The sequence below is a fragment of the Clostridium sp. ZS2-4 genome (assembly GCF_026719745.1).
Taxonomy (GTDB): Bacteria; Bacillota; Clostridia; order Clostridiales; family Clostridiaceae; genus Clostridium_H.
The window spans coordinates 1-21,516 of sequence record NZ_JAPPRQ010000126.1 but is presented as its reverse complement, the minus strand read 5'-3'; the positions used below and the strand labels follow the sequence as shown (position 1 = coordinate 21,516).

The window sequence follows — 21,516 nt, the reverse complement described above, 5'->3', positions numbered from 1 at the left end:
CCCCTATTAATTTTAAAGCCGCCCTTAAGGACGGCATTACTTATTTAGCAAGTTCATAAATTGCCTGTGCATAAATTTTTGTATTTTTTATTAAATCCTCTATTTTTATATATTCATTAGGTTGATGTATTAACTCAGGTTCTCCTGGAAATAATGGTCCAAAAGCAACTATATTAGGCATTTCTTTTGCATAAGTTCCTCCACCTATTGATAAAAGACTAGCTTTTTCTCCAGTTTGTTCTTCATAAACCTTTGAAAGTGTCTTTATTATTGGATGGTTTTCTGGGAAATATAGTGGTTTTTGATGTTCCATATTCTCTACTCTTATTCCACTTCCTTCAAGAGTAGTGTTTACACCTTTCATCATTTCTTCAAATGTGCATGTTACAGGATATCTGAGATTTACAGTCATCTTGGCCCTTTCTTCATTTACATCGATTATTCCAACATTAAAAGAAAGATTTCCTGAAACATCATCTCTTAGCCATACACCAAAAGCTTCTCCATCAGTCTCTAATCCAACATGCTCATTATAAAACTTTATAAAGTCTAATATATCACTATCTTCAAATCCCAATTGCTCTATGAATCCAAATAATTGCATTATGGCATTCTTTCCAAGCTCAGGTGTACTTCCATGAGCTGATGCTCCAACTGATTTTATAATTACCATATTATCTTTAGCTTCTGCAGTTATATCATATCCTGTTATCTCTTTAAAGTTATGTGCATAAAGAAGTACTTTTTCTAATTGATTAGTTATTAATGCTGCTTCACAATAATCAGGAACCATATTTGCTTTTAGACCACCCTTAATATACTTAATTACATCGTTGGTTTCCCTAAACTTTAAGTTTTTAACAAAATCAAAGGTTGTAAGTCCTTTTTCTCCATTTATAATTGGATAATCACCATCAGGTGTAAACCCTGATACAGGAGCTTTTTCAGTTTTAAAATAATGCTCTATCTCTCCACATCCACTTTCCTCATTTGTTCCAAAAATAATTCTTACTTTCTTAGAAAGCTTAATTCCTGAATCCTTTATCGCTTTAAGACCATATAACGCTGATATTATGGGTCCTTTATCATCCATAGTTCCTCTACCATACATTTTTCCATCATGTATTTCAGCAGCATATGGTGGATAAACCCATTCATTTCCTTCTGGAACAACATCCAGATGTCCTAAAACTGCAACATATTCTTCTCCTTCACCATATTCAGCATATCCTATGTAATTATCTAAATTTACAGTTTTAAAACCAAGACTTTCAGATAAATCCAAAGCATATTTAAGGGCATTATAAGGTCCCTCTCCAAAAGGCATTCCTTCTTTAGGTTCTCCTTCAACACTCTTTATTCTTACAATATCCTGTGTGGATTTTATGATTTCTTGACTCATTTCTTCGATTTTTGTATTTAATTCCATATATATCTCTCCCAACTTTTCAAATAAATACTATATACATTATAAGCTTTTTACATTATTATTATCAACTTAACTTATATCAATAAAATTAAAACTTTATCATGTTTATTTGATATGAAAACTATAGAATTCACTTGCATATTAAAGTTTATAAATTTGTATGATATAAAAATTATTTTAGCATCAGTAAGTTTAAATATAAAAAATAATGACAATAATTAAAATATAATTATTCAGTAGAGGAGATACATACATGCAAAATAATCTTGAAATGAATAAAATCTTAGAAAAAAAAATTCTAGAATATATCGCAACAGGAAGAGAGCTATTTGAAAAAAACAACATCAATAGAGCTTTTCAAATGTTTGATAAAGCTCTACAGCTTAACTGTAATTATGCAGAAGCATATTTAGCCAAAGGTGAGGCTCATATACAAATGTTCGAAATTAAAGAAGCTGAGGAATGTATGAAAAAATATCTAAAAATAAGCTCAGATACTTATAGAGGATATTTAAATATGATTGAAATTTATTACATAAGTGGTAACTTTGAGAAATCACTTGAATTTTGCAATAAAGTAATAAAGAATAAAAAAAACGATTACTCTATTCATTATAAAAAAGCTTGCATATTGATAGATCTTAATAGATTGTCAGAGGCTTTAGAGTCCTTAGATAAATGTATTGAGTTAAAGGCTGATTTTTATGAGGCATACTGTGAAAAAGGTGAGATTTTAAAAACTCTATGTCTGCACACTGAAGCTTTAAATTGTTATTCTAAAGCAATAGAAATAGATAATAAAAAAAGTGATGCATACGTATCAAAAGCTCTAGTTTACATGGATTTAAAAGACTATGAAAAAGCCTTCCCTCTTGCTAAAAAGGCTTTTGATTTAAATTCTAAAGACGAATGGGCAAGGTGTTACTATTTTGTTATAAAAGATATGCTAAAAAACACAAAATGCAAATTAGATAAAGGCATAGTTATCCCCTTTAAAGCAGAAAATTTAAGCTAACAGAATTGATTTCTGTTAGCTTAAATTTTTACTGATTTTTAGTTCTTTGTTTATTTTGCCTTTCTTTATCATTTCCTAATTTTCTTGATTCACTTGAATATCCAAGTTCATTAGATGTTTCTATTTTCATTTTTGCTAATTCTTTTTTAGACTTCCTATTAGATTTTTTATTTTCCTTACTGTTTTTATTATCCTTATGAGACATTTTACTACCTCCATTATATATTTAACAAATTTTCTATATTATTTTTAACCAAAATTTCAAAATATATAATGACTTATACTAATAAAATCAATTTACAGGATGAATTAATCCAATTAATTCTGCTCCTAGCTCATCAAATTGTTTCTTTTTCTTTTGAAACGAAACAAATTCTGTAGTACAAACTGGAGTAAAATCCACTGGATGACTAAATAAAACAAACCATTTCCCCTCATAATCTTTAGGTAGATTAATTATCCCCTTTGTAGTTTCCACTTTAATTTCTGGGAAAATATCTCTTATCAATAATTTCATAACATATCCCCCTTAAAACAATAATTATTATTTATTAATAATTATTTAATATTCCTTTTGAAAATAAAAATCTGTTTCCAATTTTCTCTTTAAGTTATATACTAAATATTTTTTTTATTGTATAATAGTTTTAAAATTACCATATATTTGATATATCGTATAACATATATTATAAGTATATAAATATTATATAAAAAGCTAGGAGGCATAAATACTATGGAAAAATCACACGAAATGGAAAAAACTATAGCTACTGAAAACAAAACTAACACTAATAAAAATATGGATGTAAAAAAAACTTTTCAGATTACTCAAGATGTTATTGAAGAATGCTTAGAACCATGTCTTGGATAACAATATTAGAAAAGTACAATGTACTTTTCAGTAGCCAGTGACCAGTAATCAGTAGCCAAAAAGAGTAAGAATGTAGAAAATCTCCACGTTCTTACTCTTATTTCAACTTATGTTTTGAGTTAACAAAACTTCATTGAATTTCAATTTCGTTTAATATAATTTTTTTAAAGTTTCTTCATCCATATTGAAGCAGTGTTCTTTTGTTGGAAAAGTTCCTTCTTTTACTTCTTTTATATAAGCGCTAAAAGCCTCTTGCATAATTTGTCCAACATTTGCAAATTCCTTCACAAACTTAGGACTCACATCTGAAAACATACCAAGCATATCTTGATATACTAAAATTTGACCATCACATCCTGCTCCTGCGCCTATACCAATAGTAGGAATTGAAATTTCTTTTGTTATAATCTCTGCAAGCTTTGCTGGAACACATTCAAGAACTATGGAAAAAGCCCCAGCTTCCTCTATTCTCTTAGCTGCATCAATAAGTTCTTTAGCTGCCTTTTCATTTTTCCCCTGAACTTTAAATCCCCCAAACATATTTACAGATTGTGGTGTTAGTCCTATATGTCCCATAACAGGTATTTGTGCTTTTACTATTGCTTTTATCTGTTCAATTACTGTATCTCCACCTTCTAGTTTAACAGCCTGAGCTTCCCCTTCTTTTATAAGTCTTCCAGCATTAACAACGGCATCATAGATTGAAGTTTGATAAGACATAAAAGGCATATCTCCTACTACTAAAGCATTTTCTGCACCTCTTGTAACTGCACGAATATGGTGAATCATATCATCCATAGTAACACTCAAGGTATCCTTATAACCAAGACATACCATTCCAAGAGAGTCTCCAACGAGAATTCCATTAACCCCACTACTGTCAATCAACTTTGCTGTAGAATAATCATAGGCTGTAAGCATTGTAAGCTTTTCACCTTTATCTTTAGCTTTTTTAAATGTGGCTATAGTATTTTTCATCTAAATTCCCTCCAAATATTTTTCTAATTCTTCATAAGCTCTTTGAGGATTCTTCTTTTTTGAAAGTTGGAGAAGATTCAAAGATAAACTTTTATAAATTTCAATATCTTTACCCTTCATTACACTTATATGGTGTTGTATGGTTCCAATATCAGCTCGTTCAATAGGTCCTGTTATTGATTCAATAAAACCTTTATTTTTCAAATTAGCAATATTGTTTTCTATTAAAGGAAATAGTGCCTCTATAGATTTATCACTATTTATCCCGCATTCTTCCAAATAACTGCATCCTAAATTTAATAATGAAAGAACTAAATTTGAAACAATTACATTTGATAAATGGTACAGAGATTTTTTGTCCTTATCAATAGTTATAACTTTATTACCTAAAGACTGAAAACAACTACATAAATATTCTAGCTGTTCTTCACTTCCTTCGATTGAAAAATATGCGTCTTTTAAACTCTTATAGGTATTGAACTTATCTGAAAATGGAAACATAGGATGAATAGAATATCCGAATGCACCTGAATTGTTTATATTCGAAAAGATTTTAGATGAAATAGAACCACTAGTGTGGCATATAATTTTATCTTTTATTTGTAATCGTTCTATGTCCTGCCAAACATCACTTATACTATCATCAGGAGTGGTAATAAAAATTGTATCACTGTTTTTTACAAGCTTCTCTAAGTTTTTATAAGCTTTTGAATCTGTAAATTTAGAAGCTTCCAATGCAGACTGAAAGGTTCTGCTATAATAGCCTGTGACATTCATATTATTTACAGAAAAATATTTACCAAGGGAAAACCCTACTTTTCCCGCTCCAATAAAGCCTATATTCATACGCATCACTCCTTTGTTAAAATTTTACTAAGAAGTGATACAAAAAAATCCTCAAGCTATTTTGAGGTATACATCTCCCTTATAGCTGTCTCATTCTAGTGATATGAGCAGAATACATATTAAATTAAAATTAATTTGAATATAACAAACGGTGCAGTTCCCATGGATACTACCCATTAAAGTAAGTTTATCATAATTCTTTATATTTATGCAATACAATTTAAAATTAGCTGTAAATAATATACTGTTAAATTTTTTACCGACCAAAAAGCCTCAAATTACTTTTGAGGCTTCCAAATATATTCTCCATCTTTATTTATATATCCTAATTTATTTCCCATCTCTACTGCAGCTATACCATCTACAAATTCATAAGCTTCATCAAATTTAGATTCTATAATCATTTCATCCTTCATGTTTATATAACCCCATTTATCGCCAATTTGAACAGCTATCAAGCCTTCCTCAATAATATCTACATTATTGTATTTTTTAGGAATTATCTCATTTCCCTCTTTATCTATATATCCATATAACTCGTCTTTTCCTACTGCTGCATATTCACCATAAAAATCATCCGCTTCTTCATATTTGGGAGCTATAATCATATCTCCTTGCTTATTTATATATCCCCATCCATTTTTTACTTCTACAGCCGCCAATCCTTCTGAAAAATCACTAGCAGCAATATATTTAGGTTGTATTACTAAACTACCTTGTTTATCTATATACCCATATTTCCCATTTATATCTACCGCAGCTAACTCTTCACTAAATCTATGAGCATAATTATATTTAGGTTCAACTATAATATCACCTTTTTTATTAATATATCCCTGCTTTCCACCAATTTGAGCCAACGCTAATCCATCATTAAAATCATATGCATCTAAAAAAGTACATTGAATAACTTCATTTCCTTGCTTATCAATATATCCCCAGCTATATCCTATTTGAACTGCCGCTAAATCTTCTTTGAATGCATTTGCTTTCTTATACTTTGGTTCAATAACAAATTCTCCATTTTTATTTATAAATCCACATTTTCCTTCTATACCCACTACTGCAAGCTCATCATTAAACTCTTCTGCATAATCAAATTTTGCATCAATAATTAAATCTCCTTTATTATCTATATATCCATATTTGCCCTTAGTAATTACTTGATAAAGAGTCTTGTCTTTATTCATATCAATCTTCTCCCTCATAATTTTTTTCACTGACTAAATTTTACTATATCTTATAAACTAAAAATGTAAAAGCTTACTACAAGTATTAGTCTTTTTAAGACTATTTTATTCATCTATATTATAACATGCAATATACGTTTTTTAAATTTTGGTAATTATCAAAATACAACAAAAGTTCTACACATATTAATGTCGAGTTCTAAAAGTTAACTTTCTATGTAGTTTGAAATTAAGGTAGAAAATTGAGAGCATTATAAATTAAACTGTGAATTTAAAATTTATCTTTAAATTCACAGTTTACTGAAAAAATATTAGCAAATCTTCTTAACTTTCCAATCTTCATTAACATATAGTCCTATAATTTTCGCATCAAGTTTCCATGTTTCCAGATTTTTAACTGCAAGCTTAATATCTTCTATTTGCTGCTTTTCATCCACAGGATTCCCAGCACAATCATAGTGACCTACTATGGCAATCAACTCTGAATCATGCTTATCCATCGAAATCTTAACTCGCTCTTTTATAGACTCTATTGTTTTACAATCTTTGTTTTCAGCTAGTATTTTATTTGGACCTGGTTCTGTTATCATATCAATATATTCTACTTCGTATTTCTTTTTAATATATTTAATAACAGGAACCTGAACCCTACCATCCATACAATTAATAGCAGCCGCAAATTTCTTCATATCACTCATTCCCCCAAATTTATAGTTTTGTATAATTATACTTAACTGAGTTTTATTAAGTATAATTATACAAGATTATATCTGTTTTTTTATCATATTGCAAGATACAAAACGTTAATAAGATTTATAATAAAACTTCATTACCTCTTGTTTTGATAACTCATTTTAATATATTATGTATGTATTCATACTTAGGTTAAATAATATATTTAAGTTTTTAATGTAATTTTAAATTAAAGTATCATATAATATACTTTGTAACTGTTAAACTAAATTTAATTGAAATAGAGTTTTTACTCAATCTATATTTTACATCTAAACTAATATTAAAATTAATCATAAAATAAATTTAAAGTTAAAGTAGGTGTTATTTTGAACAATAAACTTGAAATAAATATTTCAGATTCTGCATATAGGCAACTTAAAACTCTACTATTATCTCATAGTGATGAATACTCTTGTATAAAGCTTTCTTACAGTAAAACCTGCTGTAAAAATCCTTCTATTGAAATAATCCTAGATGATTTGGAAAATAAAGAAAACTATATAACTCAAACCCTCAAAGACATAACATTCATATATAATTATGATGTTGTAAAAAGTCTGAAAAAAATTGAATTAATTTATAGCAATTCTTCTTTTATGATAAAAATTATTCCACTAAATACTTCTTTTAATAATTGTTCAAATTGTGAAAGTGATTGTAAAGGCTGTAAGCACTAAAAGCAAGCTGTTAAAATTTCAGCTTGCTTTTAGTAATTTAACTATATAAATAAACATTTTAACAAAACTATTGATGAATACATATTTGTATACTATGATTAAAAATGTAAAATTTTGATTTAAACAAATGATGATTCTATAATATAAGGAGGATAACGTATGGAACTTATACTTAATATTTTTAGAATATTATCCTATGTAAATATATTATTTGCGTTAGTTGTAATATTCTTAGAAAGGAAAAGTGCATCTACTACTTGGGCATGGTTAATGGTTTTAGCTTTAATTCCTGGTATAGGATTTATATTATACCTACTTTTCGGTCAAAATCTCAGCAGAACTAAAATCTTTGACTTAAAAGCAGAAGAAGATAGATTCCATAAAAAACTACTATCTCAAGGAAAGCTATTTACTGAAAATCACATAAATTTTTATGATAAATCCATGATAAACTATAAAGATATGATGTATATGCACCTTAATAATAGTCAATCTGTTTTTTCTCAGGATAATACAGTTGAAATTTATACTCATGGAGATAGTGCATTCGATTCTATACTCGACTCTATTGAAAATGCTAAAGATCATATTCATATGGTTTATTATATTGTAAAAAATGATACCCTTGGTAATAAAATATTAAATGCTCTTGTGAAAAAAGCTTCTGAAGGAGTAGAAGTAAAATTTTTATATGATGAAATGGGCTGTAGAGGATTACCTAAACATTTTTTTCGTAAACTAACCGCAGTTGGAGGTAAAGTAGCAGTTTTCTTTCCCTCTGTACTTCCTCATATAAATGTCAGAGTGAATTTTAGAAATCATAGAAAAATTGCAGTAATTGATGGAAAAGAAGCTTTTATAGGAGGCTTTAATATAGGCGATGAGTATCTAGGTAAAAGTAAAAAATTTGGTTATTGGAGAGATACTCACCTTAAAATTAGTGGAAGTGCTGTTGATTCACTTCAACAGAGATTTTTGCTTGATTGGCGCCATGCCTCTAATGAAAAAATCCCTTTTGACCAGAAATATTTTCCATCTAAACCTCCTCATGAAGGAGTAGGAATTCAAATAGTATCAAGTGGTCCTGACTCTGAATGGGAACAAATAAAAAATGGATATCTTAAAATGATTCAATCTGCTAAAAAAAATGTTTATATTCACAGTCCTTACTTAGTACCTGATGATAGCATAATTGAGGCTTTAAAAATAGCCTCATTATCTGGGGTTGATGTGAAAGTTATGATCCCTAACAAGCCAGATCACCCCTTTGTATATTGGGCATCTTTATCCTATGCAGGAGAATTATTAAAGGCTGGCGTTAAATGCTACACCTATGATAAAGGCTTTCTTCATAGCAAAATGGTAGTTATTGATGGTAAAGTTTCCTCTGTGGGTACAGCTAATATGGACGTACGAAGTTTTAAACTTAACTTTGAAGTAAATGCTTTTTTATATGACAGCAATATATCTGAGCAACTTGAAAAAATATTTGAAAAAGATATCTTGGACTGCACAGAAATTACAAAAGAATCTTATGAAAAAAGACAACTTATAATAAAGTTTAAAGAATCTATTTCCAGATTGCTTTCTCCAGTACTATAAAAACTAAACTTACTAGATAGTATGAAAATAATAAAATAACTCACCAATAAATATATAAAAAATGAGTAAGAAGCTATAGAACTTATACTTCTTACTCATTTCTTATAATTCTTCAATCTCTTTTCTTTCTGCCTTTTTATTTCCTATTTTTTCTCTTCTTTTTTCAAGCTCTTCTCTTACTTTTTCCAGACTAACTCCATTTTCAGCCATAAGAACTAAAAGGTGATATGTCAAATCGCAAATCTCATTAACAAGTTCTTCATTGTCTTTGTTTTTAGCTGCCACAATAACTTCTGTACTCTCTTCCCCAACTTTTTTTAAAATTTTATCTAAACCCTTCTGAAATAAATAATTAGTATAAGAACCATCAATAGGATTTTCTTTTCTATCCTCTACAACACCAAATAATTCTTTAATAACATCATCAATTCTATTCATACTCTATTCCCCTTTAATTTCTATTTGTCTATAAAAGCAGCTTCTATTTCCTGTATGACATGCTGCTCCTACTTGGCTAACCTTAATTAGCAGGGTATCGCAATCACAATCCACACTTATACTCTTAACATACTGAAAATGTCCTGAAGTAGCGCCCTTATTCCAGAATTCATTTCTTGACCTACTCCAGAACCATGTAGTTCCACTCTCTATGGTTCTTTTTAAGGATTCTTTATTCATATATGCCATCATCAATACTTCTCCATTTTCAAAGTCTTGCACAATAGCAGGAACTAATCCCTGATTTTTTGAAAAATCCATTTCCTCAATAAGCTTTTCCTTATTCATAAACTCACCATCCAACTTATAAGTGATTATATTCTTTTAAACTCTAACTTCTATTCCATTTTCATTTAGATAATTCTTTACTTCTCCTACTGTAAGTTCTCTAAAATGAAAAAGACTGGCAGCAAGTGCAGCATCAGCTTCACTTTTCTTAAACACCTCTGCAAAGTGCTCTATTTTTCCACAACCGCCTGATGCTATTACGGGAATATCCACAGTTTTACACACAGCCTCTGTAAAATCTATATCATATCCCTTCTTGGTTCCATCTGCATCCATACTTGTTAAAAGTATTTCCCCTGCACCTAAACATTCTACTTTTTTTGCCCATTCCAAAGCATCCAGTCCCGTATCTATTCTTCCACCATTTATATATACATTCCAGCCTGAACCGTCTTCTCTTTTCTTTCCATCTATGGCAACTACCACACATTGACTTCCAAATCTCTCAGCAGCTTTCTTTACAAGTTCAGGTTCTCTTATAGCAGCTGAATTAACAGATATTTTATCTGCACCAGCTCTCAGTATATCTTTAAAATCATCAAGAGTCTTAATTCCTCCACCTACAGTAAGAGGTATGAATACTTTCTCTGCGGTTCTTCTAACTACATCTATCATTGTAGCTCTTCCTTCATGGGTAGCTGTAATATCTAAAAAAACCAGTTCATCTGCACCTTCGCTATTATAAAATTCAGCTATTTCAACAGGATCTCCTACATCTTTCAGATTTATAAAATTTACTCCTTTAACTACTCTACCCATATCTACATCTAAACAAGGAATTATTCTTTTTGTAAGCAAATTGCACACCTCATTTTATATATATTTCAACCCCATTATAAATAATATTTATCTCATAGCTAACTACTACTCAGTTCCTTGATAATTTCCTCAACTCTTTCTATAAACAAATCCATTTCTTTATCAGAACCTATAGTTATTCTTAAATAATTATTTATTCTCTCTTTGTTAAAGTATCTTACCAATACACTTTTTTCTCTTAATTTAGTAAACAGTTCATTTGCAGAATATACAGCATGTGTTGCAAAAATAAAATTAGCTTTAGAAGGTATTACATCAAACCCCAGCTTAATTAATTCTTCTGTAACCTTTTCTCTTGAATTTATTATTTTACCTACACATTCTTTGAAATAACTTTCATCCTTTATTGCTTCAGCTCCTACAACAGCGGCCACTCTGTCTATGGTATAAGAATTAAAAGAATTTTTTATTCTATTTAATCCCTCTATTAATTCTTCTTGACCAAGTGCAAACCCTAAACGTATTCCTGCTAAAGAACGTGATTTGGATAAAGTTTGTATTACCAAAAGATTAGGATAGTCATTTATCAGTCCCACTACTGAAGTACCACCAAAATCTATATAAGCTTCATCAATTATAACTACTTTATCAGAATTGTAATCTAAAATCTTTTTTATCAAATCTACCTCAAGATATTTTCCTGTTGGTGCATTAGGATTAGGAATTACAACTCCTCCATTGTCAGTCATAAACTCACTAACAGGAATAGAAAATTCCTCATCTAATTTAGCAAGCTTATAATTTATATTGTATAAATCAGCATAAACTGGATAAAAGCTATAACTAATATCCGGGAAAATTATATCTTCATCAGAATTAAAAAATGCTAAAAATGAGAAAGCCAAAACTTCATCGGAGCCATTACCTATAAAAACTTGATCTTTATTTAAGTTATAGTATTCTGCAATAACGCCCCTTAGCTCATCACAATTAGGATCTGGATATAATCTCAAGTCTCCATTTGCTGCATTTTTTATTGCTTCTATTACTTTTGGTGATGGCGGGTATGGATTTTCATTTGTATTTAATTTAATATATTTCTTGTCTTTAGGCTGTTCACCACAAACATAAGGTTCTATATTTTTAGTAATTTCACTCCAATACTTGCTCATTATTGACACCCCTATACCTGTAATCTTTTATCACAATAAACTTATTTACATGTATCTATACCTTCTTTTAAGTCTATATTTCCTGAATATATAGCTTTACCTGTAATAGCTCCATAAATCCCCATTTCATTTATAGCTTTTAGATCGTCTATATCCTTAATTCCGCCGGAAGCTATTATGCTGCAGTTCACATTTTTCTGAAGCTTGCCAAGCTGTTCTAAGTTAGGCCCTTGAAGTGTACCATCCTTACTTATATCTGTGAATATAATAGTCTCAACGCCTATCTTTTCCATTTCCTTAGCAAATTCTATATAGTCTACACTGCTTATATCAAGCCATCCATTTACCGCAACCTTTTCATCCTTTGCGTCTATTCCTACTGCTATTTTTTCTCCATACTTTTTTACAGCTTCTTTCACAAGTTCTGGATTATTTAGAGCAGCTGTTCCAAGTATTACTCTTGCAACTCCAGATTCTATAAGCATATCGATAGTTTTCATATCTCTTATACCGCCGCCAAGCTCTACTGGAATTTCCACCTTTTTAACTACTTCAGAAATAATATTTAAATTCTTAATTTCTCCATTAAGTGCTCCATCTAAATCCACCATGTGTATATATTCTGCTCCACTTTCTTTAAAGCTTAATGCTACCTCCACAGGATTTTCTCCTACAACTTCTGAAGCTTCAAATTTTCCTTGATACAATCTAACACATTTTCCTTCTCTCAAATCTATAGCAGGTAAAATTATCATTTTATCATCTCCCCAAAGTTCTTTAACATTCTAAGCCCTACTTCCCCACTTTTTTCTGGGTGAAATTGAATACCATATACATTTCCTTTGCTAACTACACCTGGAACCTTAACCCCATAATCTGCGTAAGCATTTAATATTCCGTCTTCTCCTGTTACTGCATAATAAGAATGAACAAAATATACATGGCTTCCTTTCTTAATTCCATTTAATATTGGACTTTCTTTCTCAATATTTAAACTATTCCAGCCCATATGAGGTACCTTTAAATCTATATTAAGCTTCTCTATTCTTCCCTTTAAGAAGCCCAATCCTTTGCTTAATTTCACCTCATCACTTTCTTCAAATAACAGCTGCATTCCAAGGCAAATTCCAAGCAATGGCTTTCCTTTATTTACTGCATCTTTTAGAACTTTATCTAATTCCGCCTCTTTAATATTATCTATAGCATCAGGGAAAGCCCCTACCCCTGGTAGTATAATTCCATCACTATTTAATATAGTTTCTTTATCTGATGTTATAATAGATTGAATTTCTAAAAAATCCAGTGCATTTTCAACACTTTTCAAATTCCCCATTCCATAATCCACAATAGCAATCACCAAACCACCTCACTTCTTTTAAATAACCCCTTTAGTAGACATAACTCCCTTTATTCTACTGTCCTTTTCTATTGCTTCACCAAGTGCTCTTCCAAAAGCCTTAAACAATGCTTCTATCATATGATGATTATTTTTACCATAAATCACTCTGGCATGAAGGGTGATTCCTGCATTAAATGCAACTGCTCTGAAAAACTCTTCCACCATCTCAGTATCAAAATCGCCTAATTTATCACAGGTAAATTCACCTTGAAAAACTAAAAAAGGTCTTCCACTAATATCAAGATTTACTGAAGCCAATGCTTCATCCATTGGAACAAATGAGGTTCCATATCTTTTAATTCCGGCTTTGTCACCTAAAGCTTTAGCTATGCACTGACCAATAACTATGCCCACATCCTCAACTGTATGATGAGAATCCACTTCAAGGTCTCCTAAAGCACTTAATTTCATATCAAAAAGTCCGTGTTTTGTCATAAGACAAAGCATATGGTCAAAAAAACCTACTCCTGTTTTAATATCATATTTGCCTTCTCCATCTAAATTCAAATTTATACATATATCTGTTTCTCCAGTTTTCCTCATTACTTCCGCTTTTCTAGCTTCCATGTAATTCACCACCATTCTATATTTAGGTTATTCAAATCTGACTTTAATTGAATTTGCATGGGCTGTAAGTCCTTCTGTTTCTGCTATTGTCACAGCTTTATCTTTAACCTTAGCTAACCCTTCTTGTGAATAATAAATATAGCTGGATTTTTTAATATAGTCATCCACTGATAAAGGTGAGAAGAACTTGGCACTTCCACTGGTTGGCAAAACGTGATTTGGTCCTGCAATATAATCGCCCAGCGGTTCTGGTGCATATTTTCCTAAGAATATAGATCCAGCATTTTTTAGTTCTCCAAGTAATGAAAATGGCTCCTGAACCATAACTTCAAGATGTTCTGGTGCTATAATGTTTGCCATATCTACAGCTTCTTTCATATTGTCTACAATTATAATACCTCCATAATTCTTTAAAGATGATAAAATAATTTCTTTTCTCTCTAGATACTGTACCTGTCTTTCTAACTCTTCTTTAACCTTATCAGCCAGCTCTTGTGAAGTAGTAACCAAAATTGACGAAGCTAAAACATCATGCTCTGCTTGTGACATTAAATCTGCAGCAATATATTTTGCATCTCCAGTTTCATCTGAAATAACTAATATCTCAGATGGTCCAGCTATCATATCAATATCTACAAAACCATAAACACTTCTCTTAGCCATAGCTACATAGATGTTTCCTGGCCCTACAATCTTATCAACTTTAGGAATAGCTTCTGTTCCATAAGCAAGTGCGGCAACTCCTTGTGCTCCTCCTACCTTGTAAACCTCATCGACTCCAGCTATATCTGCTGCTACCAAGATATTAGGATTAATGCTTCCATCCTCTGAAGGAGGGGTTACCATTATAATTTTATTAACTCCTGCAACTTTTGCCGGTATTGTATTCATAAGTACTGATGAAGGATATGCAGCCGTTCCCCCCGGAACATAAATTCCAACCATATCTAATGCTCTTATCTGCTGACCTAGAATTATTCCATCCTCTTTTGTTGTCATCCATGAATTTTGCTTCTGTTTTTCATGATAGAACCATATATTCTCTTTTGCTGTTTCTATAGCTTCTATAAATTTTTTATCCACATTTTCGTAAGCTTTTTTAATTTCATCCACAGATACTTTAACATTTTGTGCATTAATACTTTTGCTGTCAAATTTATTGGTATATTTGATTACAGCTGAATCTCCATTTTTTCGTACATCCTCTAATATCTCTTCCACCGCATCAAGAACATCTCTTTGAACAGCTTCTGCTCTATTTTTTAAGTTTTCCACATAATAGCTTTTATTATTTTCATCTAATTTAACTATATCAATCATTCAAACAGCACCCCTTTTTACTTTAAGTATTTATATATGTTAATACTTAAAACCTACTTTTTAACAGCTTTACTCATTTCCTCAATAATTTTTATGATTTCTTCTCTTTTGGTTTTCATACTTGCTTTATTTACTATCATCCTTGCACTTATATCACATATTTCTTCTACAATAATTAATCCATTTTCCCTTAAAGTTTCTCCTGTTTCTACAATATCAACTATAGCGTCTGCAAGCCCCACTATAGGCGCTAATTCCACTGAACCCTCTATCTTGATAAGTTCTATATCCATTCCCTTTTTTCTGAAATATTCTCTTGCTACATTAGGATACTTGGTAGCTATTTTTTTTCTACTGTAGCCTTCTTCCATTCTGAAATCTGGAAGTGCTGCAACAGCAAATCTACACTTACCAACTTCTAAATCCAATACCTCATAAAATTCTCTATTTTTTTCAAGTAGTGTATCTTTTCCTACAATACCAATATCCGCTGCTCCATACTCTACATAAGTTGTAACATCAGGTGCTTTTACAAGGAAAAAATCTATATTATATAATTCATTCTCACAATGAAAAATAAGTTTTCTCCCTTTATCCTGCAATTCTTCTATATTTACTCCAATTCCCTGGAATATTTTAACTGCCTGCTTTTCTAGTCTTCCTTTGGTTAGTGCTATCTTTATATTTTTCATTTTACTCACCCCAATTTATATTAAACCCTATCTATTTAAGCATAGTAATAAACTTATCCAAGTCTATATTTATAGATTCCCCTGTTTCTATACTAAAAACCTTTATATTTTTTTCATTAATAATACTTATCATTCTATCCATTCTATTATTTATGGCATATTGTAAAGATTCTTTTTCTTCGTCATATAGACTAAGCTCACATATCATATTCTTGCTGTGAATCGTATCCATCAACTTATATGCCTCTTCTAAAAACTCATCTTTATAGGATATTAAAACCTTCTTATGAATTTTAGCTTTAAATGTATCTTGCTTTTTTAGTGCCACCAATATATTATCAACATTTATTGCAAAACCTGTAGCTGGAAGCTTAGGTCCAAATTCCTGTATTAAGTTATCATATCTTCCACCACTTAAAATATACTCTCCAACTTCATCAACATAAGCTTTGAAAATTATACCTGTATAATAATCAATATTTTGAACCATTCCTAAATCAATGGATATATAAGAACTTAATCCGATCTTTTCAATTATCTTATAAATATCATAAATATTATCTAGTGCCTCTAGTGCTTTATGATTTTTTGTTAAGCTCCTAGCTTTATCGATAATATTTATATCTCCAAATAATTGAGGAAGTTTTTCTAAAATATCTATGTTTTCTTTATAGACATCTCCTTCTTTATCCCTTAAAAAATTACTAAGTGCAATATAATTTTTATTTTCAATTAATGCTCTAAGTTTTTCAATATCTTCATCTTCTACCCGTATTCCTTCTATTAAAGCTTTAAAAAAATTTGCTTGACCTAGCTCTATCTTAAAATCTTTTATCCCTAACTCCTTAAGACATTTTATTGCAGTTATAATAATCTCTGCGTCAGCTTTTAAATTATTAGTTCCTATAATCTCTACTCCTGATTGAGTTATTTCACTCATTTTACCATTTAAGTTTTCATTTATTCTAAAAATATTTGAAGTATAACAAAGTTTTAATGGATAAACTTTATCTTTAATTTTTGTTGATGTAATTCTGGCAATTGGAGTTGTCATATCAGGTCTCAAGACTAGTATTCTTCCTGTATTATCAAATAACTTATACATTTTTTCCTGTGAAATAGGCTGATTTTGAGAATGAAAAACATCATAAAATTCTAATGTTGGGGAAATTATTTCTGAAAATCCATTAAATTTATAGATTTTTCTTAATCTTTCTTCTATAGATAGTTTCCTTCCGCATTCATCGAACAATACATCCTTCATTCCCTCTGGTATATATCTCTTCCAGTTATTCATAACATACACCCTTTACTTTATTAATTTATTAATTTATTAATTTATTACTTTATCACTTTAGCTCACTGAATTAAGTATTATAATATCATTTATATATTAGTATTGTCAATAAAAATCAAAAAGACCCTATATGAATTTATAGAGTCCTTATGATTTGCTGAATTAACTTGAAATGGTTTATTTAAATACACTGTTATTAAATATTTCTTTCAATTTTTCATTTTTTTCATAAGTCTGTGCTACTGAATGTAATGTTGGAATTTGTCCAGTGTATTCTTGTAATGTATCACTATATTGTAACGAACCATTAATTTCATAGAAATGAGGAATATTCATTGAATTACCTTTTATTTCTTGAGGCTGTAATGTGTAATTTTCCATTTTGGGTTCCTCCTTTAGAGTTTATTATAAATTTGTTGTCTTTTAACATGTTATACACAATGTCTGAGTTCTTTAGACTTTCATCACATAAAGTTATTGTAAATCTGTCATCCTGTCCTACAATTGCCATATAATCATGTATTTTGCTATAGTCACTTAAATCAATATCACCCATAATATCTAAGTGGTATTCTGACATATTAATAATCTCCCTTTCGGTTTATTTAAAAATATTTTTTGCATTTTTATTTTAAATATTCATTATTATGCATGAGAAACATTAAATAACCTCTTATTTGTAGTTATTTAAATATATTTAACGATGTCATTCCCAATTATTTGATATTATTGTGTGTTGATGCTATAATATTTCTAAATATTTAATGGGAGTGATATGTAATGAAAAATTTGAAAAACACAAAAACAGCCCAAAATTTAATGAAATCTTTTGCTGGGGAATGTCAAGCAAGAACTAGATATGATTATTATGCATCACAAGCAAAAAAAGATGGTTATATTCAAATATCAGATATCTTTTCTGAAACAGCAAGAAACGAAAAAGAACATGCTAAAAGATTTCTAAAATTTTTAAAAGAAAATTTAAATGGAGAAATGATTGAAATCACAGCTTCTTACCCTGTAGAGCTAGGTGATACCAAATCTAATTTAACTGCTGCAGCTGGTGGAGAAAATGAAGAATTTACAGATTTATATCCTGGTTTTGCTAAGATAGCTCAAGAAGAAGGCTTTCCTGAAATAGCCACCGCATTTACAAATATAGCTAAAGTAGAAGAAAAACATGAATTAAGATTTAAAAAACTATTAGAAAATATAGAAAATGATAAAGTATTCAAAAAAGATATTAAAACATTATGGAAATGTGGAAATTGTGGATATATTCATGAAGGAAATGAAGCTCCTGAAACTTGTCCTGCTTGTGTTCATCCTCAAAGTTACTTTGAATTATTTGTTGAAAATTACTAATAAAAAGCTTCGGCAATGTAAATTGCCGAAGCTTTTCTACTAACTTAACTAATCTTTATTTTCCATTTTCATTCTTTGCTTCATTAATTATTTTTTCCACTTCATTAGCTGGTACCTCTTCATATCTTTCAAACTTCATTTCGAAACTACCTCTTGCACCAGTTATCGATTTTAAATCTGTAGTATATTTAAACATCTCTACCATTGGAACTTCTGCTATAATGTTTTGACCATCTTTTATAGGTTCCATTCCAAGAACTCTACCTCTCTTTTTATTTATATCTCCTATTATTTCTCCCATGTATTCATCCGGAATTTGTATTTCAATATGCATTATAGGCTCTAGTAAAACAGATTGAGCTATTTCCATTCCCTTTTTAAATGCTAGTGACGCTGCTACCTTAAAAGCCATTTCTGAAGAATCTACAGGGTGATATGAACCATCATAAAGTGTAGCTTTCAAGCCTATAACCGGATATCCAGCTAAAACACCCTTATGCATACACTCTCTTAAGCCTTTTTCTACTGCTGGTATGTATTGTCTAGGAACAACACCTCCAACTACTTTATCTACAAACATTAAATCATCTTCCCCATCATTTCTTGGTTCAAATTTTATTTTTACATCACCATACTGCCCATGTCCTCCACTTTGTTTTTTATGTTTTCCTTGAACCTCAGATACTTTTTTAATTGTTTCTCTATAAGGTACTTTTGGAGTTTGAAGTTCTACCTCAACACCAAACTTAATTTTTAATTTATTAGCAATTATTTCTAAATGTGTGGCACCAGTTCCTGAGATAATGGTATCTGCATTTTCAACATCTCTACTAACCCTAAAAGTAGGATCTTCATCTAAAAGTTTACTCAAACCAGAAGATATTTTATCCTCATCTCCCTTTGATTTAGTAACTACAGCCATAGACATTGAAGGCTTTGGAAATGCTAATTCTTCAAAAGCTATAGGAGATGCCACTTCACATAACGTATCACCTGTACACGTATATTGTAATTTAGAAACTGCTCCTATATCTCCTGCTATTATTTCTGAAGCTGGTATTTGATCTTTACCTTTTAAGAAATACATTGATCCAATTTTTTCTTGTTTTTTCTTATTGGAGTTGTATACAAGACTATCAGCTTTAATTTTTCCTGTCATAACCTTAAATATTGATAACTTACCTACAAAAGGATCCGCTACTGTCTTAAATACAAATGCTGAAAACTTTGATTTTTCATCTATCTTTACTTCTATTTCTTTATTATCTTCTAAATTTATAGCTTTTATTGATTTTGAATCCTTTGGTGATGGGAAACATTCTAATATATCTTCTAATAATGTATTTATTCCTATTCCTTGATAAGCAGAACCACACATTACAGGAGCAATATCGCCTTCTTCTGCACCCCTTATTAATCCCTCATATATTTCCTGGTCACTTAATTTACCCTCTTCTAAATATTTATCTAATAAATTTTCATCTGTCTCTGCAACAGCTTCCATTATCATATTTTTACATTCATCAACTTTCTCTAATAACTCTTTTGGAAGTTCCCCGTCTTCCATTTCCTTTGTTTTAGTATTAAATATTCTTGCTTTCTTTGAAATAACATTAATCACTCCATTGAAATTATTTTCCTTACCTATCGGATACTGAATAGGTACTACTGAAATACCAAATTGATCCTTTAATTGTGATAATACTCTTTCAAAATCACTATTTTCTCTATCTAATTTATTTATAAAAAATGCTCTAGGCATATTATGTTCGTTTACATACTTCCATGCTTTTTCTGTACCAACTTGTATTCCTGATCTTCCTGATACAGTAACTATTGACATATCAACTGCACTTAATCCTTCTATCATCTCTCCTACAAAATCAAAATACCCAGGTATATCAAGCATATTTATTTTTATGTTATTCCATTCACATGGTAATACTGAAGTAGATATAGATATTTTTCTTTTCCTTTCTTCTAAATCATAATCACTAACTGTATTTCCTTCCTCAATTTTTCCAAATCTGTCACTACTTTTTGTATAATATAATATTGCTTCAGTTAGTGTAGTTTTTCCTGAACCACTGTGTCCTATAAAGCCTATATTTCTTAAGTTCTGGGTCCTGTATTCTTTCATAATAATTCCCCCTTATTTTCTATAACTTTATTGGTATTTACTGGTTAATAAATATATTCTATTTAAAATTTAAAATTCCTCTTGATTAAACAAAATATTCAGAATTATTTGTTGTAACCATTTTTTTCTATATATCTATATGTATATATTACTCTTTTTTTACCAATCTTATTCATATAAAATAAAAATAACCTTGTACTCAAATTAAGTACAAGGTTATTTTTATTTTATATTTATATTCTAATAATTTATTCAAAAAATAAAAATGGCTCCGCGAAAAGGATTCGAACCTTCAACCTATCGGTTAACAGCCGAGTGCTCCACCGTTGAGCTATCGCGGAATATTTACCTGGCGGCGACCTACTCTTCCACACCGTCTCCAGTGCAGTACCATCGGCGCTTTGAAGCTTAACCTTCGTGTTCGGAATGGGAACGGGTGTTACCTTCAAGCCATAACCACCAGATGCATGATTTGTCAAAACATCTGATTTTGTTAACAAATCAATCCTCCTCAGCTAAGCTGAGTGAGTTTCATTTTTAATTTTTAAATGGCTCCGCGAAAAGGATTCGAACCTTCAACCTATCGGTTAACAGCCGAGTGCTCCACCGTTGAGCTATCGCGGAACGTTATTTTTTCGATAACCAATATCCAGTTACCAGTGAAAGATTTCTTGTT

General features: G+C 30.2%; 25 protein-coding genes, 2 tRNA genes and 1 rRNA gene. 5 read left to right on the top strand and 23 right to left on the bottom strand.

What is annotated here, in order from left to right; all coding sequences use genetic code 11:
* Nucleotides 1-40: 40 nt before the first annotated feature.
* On the bottom strand, nucleotides 41-1,429 hold the full coding sequence (pepV, locus tag OIO11_RS14000; RefSeq protein WP_268072063.1) for a dipeptidase PepV: 1,389 nt from the start codon (nucleotides 1,427-1,429) through the stop codon (nucleotides 41-43).
* 253 nt (nucleotides 1,430-1,682) lie between these two features.
* Here pepV and OIO11_RS13995 point away from each other — a divergent pair, with 253 nt between their 5' ends.
* Complete coding sequence (locus OIO11_RS13995) at nucleotides 1,683-2,444, top strand: tetratricopeptide repeat protein (protein WP_268072062.1); 762 nt, start codon at nucleotides 1,683-1,685, stop codon at nucleotides 2,442-2,444.
* Between the two features lie 28 nt (nucleotides 2,445-2,472).
* Here the strand turns inward: OIO11_RS13995 and OIO11_RS13990 are convergent, their stop codons facing one another.
* Both OIO11_RS13990 and OIO11_RS13985 read right to left on the bottom strand, forming a co-directional pair.
* A complete protein-coding gene (locus OIO11_RS13990; RefSeq protein WP_268072061.1) occupies nucleotides 2,473-2,649 on the bottom strand; it encodes a small, acid-soluble spore protein, alpha/beta type in 177 nt (58 codons plus the stop codon).
* An 87-nt stretch (nucleotides 2,650-2,736) separates the two neighbouring features.
* Nucleotides 2,737-2,961 (bottom strand): redoxin domain-containing protein, encoded by a 225-nt coding sequence (locus OIO11_RS13985; RefSeq protein WP_268072060.1) that lies wholly within the window; start codon nucleotides 2,959-2,961, stop codon nucleotides 2,737-2,739.
* A 216-nt stretch (nucleotides 2,962-3,177) separates the two neighbouring features.
* Here OIO11_RS13985 and OIO11_RS13980 point away from each other — a divergent pair, with 216 nt between their 5' ends.
* Nucleotides 3,178-3,315, top strand: a complete 138-nt coding sequence (locus OIO11_RS13980; protein ID WP_268072059.1) for a hypothetical protein — start codon at nucleotides 3,178-3,180, stop codon at nucleotides 3,313-3,315.
* 150 nt (nucleotides 3,316-3,465) lie between these two features.
* Here OIO11_RS13980 and panB read toward each other — a convergent pair whose 3' ends face one another.
* The 4 genes from panB to OIO11_RS13960 all read right to left on the bottom strand — a co-directional run bounded on the left by panB (nucleotide 3,466) and on the right by OIO11_RS13960 (nucleotide 7,018).
* Entirely contained in the window at nucleotides 3,466-4,293 is an 828-nt protein-coding gene (panB, locus tag OIO11_RS13975; RefSeq protein ID WP_268072058.1) for a 3-methyl-2-oxobutanoate hydroxymethyltransferase, read from the bottom strand.
* Nucleotides 4,294-5,139 (bottom strand): Rossmann-like and DUF2520 domain-containing protein, encoded by an 846-nt coding sequence (locus tag OIO11_RS13970; protein WP_268072057.1) that lies wholly within the window; start codon nucleotides 5,137-5,139, stop codon nucleotides 4,294-4,296. It abuts the gene before it with no gap.
* Nucleotides 5,140-5,417: 278 nt separating this feature from the next.
* Nucleotides 5,418-6,329 carry a WG repeat-containing protein gene (locus tag OIO11_RS13965; RefSeq protein ID WP_268072056.1) on the bottom strand — a complete coding sequence of 304 codons (912 nt, stop codon included), beginning with the start codon at nucleotides 6,327-6,329 and terminating at the stop codon, nucleotides 5,418-5,420.
* Nucleotides 6,330-6,640: 311 nt separating this feature from the next.
* Nucleotides 6,641-7,018, bottom strand: a complete 378-nt coding sequence (locus OIO11_RS13960) for a carbonic anhydrase (RefSeq protein WP_268072055.1) — start codon at nucleotides 7,016-7,018, stop codon at nucleotides 6,641-6,643.
* A gap of 372 nt (nucleotides 7,019-7,390) precedes the next feature.
* Here OIO11_RS13960 and OIO11_RS13955 point away from each other — a divergent pair, with 372 nt between their 5' ends.
* Together OIO11_RS13955 and cls are read left to right on the top strand one after the other, a co-directional pair.
* A complete protein-coding gene (locus OIO11_RS13955) occupies nucleotides 7,391-7,741 on the top strand; it encodes a hypothetical protein (protein ID WP_268072054.1) in 351 nt (116 codons plus the stop codon).
* Nucleotides 7,742-7,900: 159 nt separating this feature from the next.
* Nucleotides 7,901-9,343, top strand: coding sequence for a cardiolipin synthase (gene cls / locus OIO11_RS13950; protein ID WP_268072053.1), 1,443 nt, complete (start codon nucleotides 7,901-7,903; stop codon nucleotides 9,341-9,343).
* A gap of 102 nt (nucleotides 9,344-9,445) precedes the next feature.
* Here cls and hisE read toward each other — a convergent pair whose 3' ends face one another.
* From hisE to OIO11_RS13890, 12 genes are all read right to left on the bottom strand, one after another.
* Entirely contained in the window at nucleotides 9,446-9,781 is a 336-nt protein-coding gene (gene hisE / locus OIO11_RS13945; RefSeq protein ID WP_268072052.1) for a phosphoribosyl-ATP diphosphatase, read from the bottom strand.
* 3 nt (nucleotides 9,782-9,784) lie between these two features.
* Nucleotides 9,785-10,129 carry a phosphoribosyl-AMP cyclohydrolase gene (hisI, locus tag OIO11_RS13940; protein WP_268072051.1) on the bottom strand — a complete coding sequence of 115 codons (345 nt, stop codon included), beginning with the start codon at nucleotides 10,127-10,129 and terminating at the stop codon, nucleotides 9,785-9,787.
* A 36-nt stretch (nucleotides 10,130-10,165) separates the two neighbouring features.
* Nucleotides 10,166-10,927 carry an imidazole glycerol phosphate synthase subunit HisF gene (gene hisF / locus OIO11_RS13935; protein ID WP_268072050.1) on the bottom strand — a complete coding sequence of 254 codons (762 nt, stop codon included), beginning with the start codon at nucleotides 10,925-10,927 and terminating at the stop codon, nucleotides 10,166-10,168.
* Nucleotides 10,928-10,986: 59 nt separating this feature from the next.
* Nucleotides 10,987-12,060 (bottom strand): histidinol-phosphate transaminase, encoded by a 1,074-nt coding sequence (hisC, locus tag OIO11_RS13930; protein WP_268072049.1) that lies wholly within the window; start codon nucleotides 12,058-12,060, stop codon nucleotides 10,987-10,989.
* 41 nt (nucleotides 12,061-12,101) lie between these two features.
* Nucleotides 12,102-12,815: a 1-(5-phosphoribosyl)-5-[(5-phosphoribosylamino)methylideneamino]imidazole-4-carboxamide isomerase gene (hisA, locus tag OIO11_RS13925; RefSeq protein ID WP_268072048.1), complete on the bottom strand. Its 714-nt coding sequence runs from the start codon at nucleotides 12,813-12,815 to the stop codon at nucleotides 12,102-12,104.
* The gene (gene hisH / locus OIO11_RS13920; protein WP_268072047.1) at nucleotides 12,812-13,417 is read right to left on the bottom strand and encodes an imidazole glycerol phosphate synthase subunit HisH; all 606 of its coding nucleotides are present in this window, start codon (nucleotides 13,415-13,417) and stop codon (nucleotides 12,812-12,814) included. The genes hisA and hisH overlap by 4 nt, the downstream gene beginning before the upstream one ends.
* A gap of 18 nt (nucleotides 13,418-13,435) precedes the next feature.
* Nucleotides 13,436-14,026: an imidazoleglycerol-phosphate dehydratase HisB gene (gene hisB / locus OIO11_RS13915; RefSeq protein WP_268072046.1), complete on the bottom strand. Its 591-nt coding sequence runs from the start codon at nucleotides 14,024-14,026 to the stop codon at nucleotides 13,436-13,438.
* 27 nt (nucleotides 14,027-14,053) lie between these two features.
* Nucleotides 14,054-15,346: a histidinol dehydrogenase gene (hisD, locus tag OIO11_RS13910; RefSeq protein ID WP_268072045.1), complete on the bottom strand. Its 1,293-nt coding sequence runs from the start codon at nucleotides 15,344-15,346 to the stop codon at nucleotides 14,054-14,056.
* 53 nt (nucleotides 15,347-15,399) lie between these two features.
* Nucleotides 15,400-16,038 (bottom strand): ATP phosphoribosyltransferase, encoded by a 639-nt coding sequence (gene hisG, locus OIO11_RS13905; protein ID WP_268072044.1) that lies wholly within the window; start codon nucleotides 16,036-16,038, stop codon nucleotides 15,400-15,402.
* A gap of 31 nt (nucleotides 16,039-16,069) precedes the next feature.
* A complete protein-coding gene (locus OIO11_RS13900; protein ID WP_268072043.1) occupies nucleotides 16,070-17,335 on the bottom strand; it encodes an ATP phosphoribosyltransferase regulatory subunit in 1,266 nt (421 codons plus the stop codon).
* 177 nt (nucleotides 17,336-17,512) lie between these two features.
* Nucleotides 17,513-17,716 (bottom strand): hypothetical protein, encoded by a 204-nt coding sequence (locus OIO11_RS13895; RefSeq protein WP_268072042.1) that lies wholly within the window; start codon nucleotides 17,714-17,716, stop codon nucleotides 17,513-17,515.
* Entirely contained in the window at nucleotides 17,676-17,915 is a 240-nt protein-coding gene (locus OIO11_RS13890) for a hypothetical protein (protein ID WP_268072041.1), read from the bottom strand. The genes OIO11_RS13895 and OIO11_RS13890 overlap by 41 nt, the downstream gene beginning before the upstream one ends.
* A gap of 200 nt (nucleotides 17,916-18,115) precedes the next feature.
* Here OIO11_RS13890 and rbr point away from each other — a divergent pair, with 200 nt between their 5' ends.
* A complete protein-coding gene (gene rbr / locus OIO11_RS13885; protein WP_268072040.1) occupies nucleotides 18,116-18,700 on the top strand; it encodes a rubrerythrin in 585 nt (194 codons plus the stop codon).
* Between the two features lie 55 nt (nucleotides 18,701-18,755).
* On the opposite strand, the gene fusA is transcribed toward rbr, so the two are convergent.
* The 4 genes from fusA to OIO11_RS13865 all read right to left on the bottom strand — a co-directional run bounded on the left by fusA (nucleotide 18,756) and on the right by OIO11_RS13865 (nucleotide 21,464).
* Entirely contained in the window at nucleotides 18,756-20,840 is a 2,085-nt protein-coding gene (gene fusA, locus OIO11_RS13880) for an elongation factor G (RefSeq protein WP_268072039.1), read from the bottom strand.
* A 266-nt stretch (nucleotides 20,841-21,106) separates the two neighbouring features.
* A tRNA-Asn gene (locus tag OIO11_RS13875) sits at nucleotides 21,107-21,181 on the bottom strand.
* Between the two features lie 6 nt (nucleotides 21,182-21,187).
* Nucleotides 21,188-21,304 (bottom strand): 5S ribosomal RNA (rrf, locus tag OIO11_RS13870).
* Nucleotides 21,305-21,389: 85 nt separating this feature from the next.
* A tRNA-Asn gene (locus OIO11_RS13865) sits at nucleotides 21,390-21,464 on the bottom strand.
* Nucleotides 21,465-21,516: the final 52 nt, after the last annotated feature.